The following is a 1536-nucleotide window of genomic DNA, read 5'->3' as shown; positions in this document are numbered from 1 at the left end:
ACTCAACTTTCGCAGCCCAAACTAGGCAGGTATACCTTGATATAGTTAGGTAATCCCGCAAACCAATACTGTAGTTGACTTTTGATTAACTTTTTGAATTTCTTGTTCGTTTTATTCAAAGCATCTTCAAGAAGCTCGATTAGTTGTTGTAATGCAACTGCCCAATCCAGTTCATTTACTTCGTCACAAAGTTCATAAAACATCCCGCCAAGTGTGCGGTCATCTGTACTACAGCGGTTTTGCCAAGACAAAAGGATATATCTTGAAAAGACAATCGTCGTGTGGCTGATTAGTGAATCATAGGATCTACCTTGAAATTCCTTTTGTAATTTCAACAGAGATTTTGTCGCCTTGAAAAAGACTTCAATGTCCCAGCGCATTCCGTAAATTCGAATAATCTCTGTTTCTGTTAACGTACAATCCGTACTTAAGATAGCTAACCATTCACTTCTTTTATTGCGATTTCGAACGAATACAACTTTTACTGGTACTCCGTTTGCCATCGTTGTATGAATAGAGCGCAAGATACTTTTGTTTCCCGATGCTGGTTTCGCTAGACGATAAAGTTCTTTTAAATTAACCCGTTTTTCATCAACTAAATAACGTTGATTGGTAGCTTTCACCATACCAATCACGTCTATACCTTGTTCCACAATCGATTGAATCAGTGGCTGCTGGGTAAACCAACTATCCATTAACACATAAGATGCGTCTATTCCTGCAGAAAGTGCCCGTGAAATCATAGATGGTAGTTGTTCTGGAGCTGTTTGTAGGGCTTCTTCCCGTCTTTTATAACCAGAAGTGCGTTTGTCTACTTTATTCGAAATATCATTGATTTTTGACTTCTTTGAGCTTAATAAGGAGAAGTCGACTGGCATGAAAGTGGCACCATCCGACCAACCAAGCGTAAGCATACGAAAACCTTTGTAAAAACGCATTTTTTGAGATGCGTGATCAAAACAGCGAGCCAGTAATTCTACTTTCTTACTCCGGTTCCGTTCATAGGCAGAGTCATCAACGATTAACACTTTTGGACGATCATTTTTGGTCAACCGACTTACTTTAGAAATGGTTGAAGCACTTAGTGAAAGTAAAAAACGGCGCCAATTATACTTGGAATAGTTTAAAAAGCGATAGATGGTGTCTTTCCCTGGCAGACTTTCTGATTTTTTGCTTTCAAGCAATCGAAACCAATTTTTCTGTTCGAAAATTAAACAAAATAGGAGCTGAAATAAATAAGCACAAGAAAACCCAAATCCTTTGGTGATACCGGCTTTCCGCAAATGTTTAAGCATCTCTAATTCATTAAAACCAGATTTTAATTCGGTTGGCATTTGATTATTTTGGTCATTATTCGCTATCATAGTAGGAGGCACCTCTTCTATTTGGTAGTTTTTTTCTAGACAATTAAACTATACCAAAAGTGGAGGTGTTTTTCTTTTTTATAGTAGGCAGATGTCAAGGTCCATAATGAATTTCCAAAAGTACTTTACCAGATAAAGGTTAGATGTCATTTTTACTCTGCGAAAGTTGAGT

Annotated in this window: 1 protein-coding gene; it reads right to left on the bottom strand. The window is 37.5% G+C overall.

The annotated features are described in order from the left end of the window. Positions 1-2 precede the first annotated feature (2 nt). On the bottom strand, positions 3-1364 hold the full coding sequence (locus SPD53_RS19710) for an IS4 family transposase (protein WP_269411003.1): 1362 nt from the start codon (positions 1362-1364) through the stop codon (positions 3-5). Positions 1365-1536: the final 172 nt, after the last annotated feature.

Origin of the sequence: Oceanobacillus sp. MO10714A, from assembly GCF_037072045.1 — a bacterium.
GTDB classification, from domain to species: Bacteria; Bacillota; Bacilli; order Bacillales; family Amphibacillaceae; genus Oceanobacillus; species Oceanobacillus indicireducens.
Note: the sequence above shows the minus strand (reverse complement) of the source record. Positions and strands in the feature narration are given on the sequence as shown.

Bases quoted from the DNA above. Each gene is read 5' to 3' on its own strand.
- SPD53_RS19710 (WP_269411003.1), bottom strand. From the start codon at position 1,364: ATGATAGCGAATAATGACCAAAATAATCAAATGCCAACCGAATTAAAA.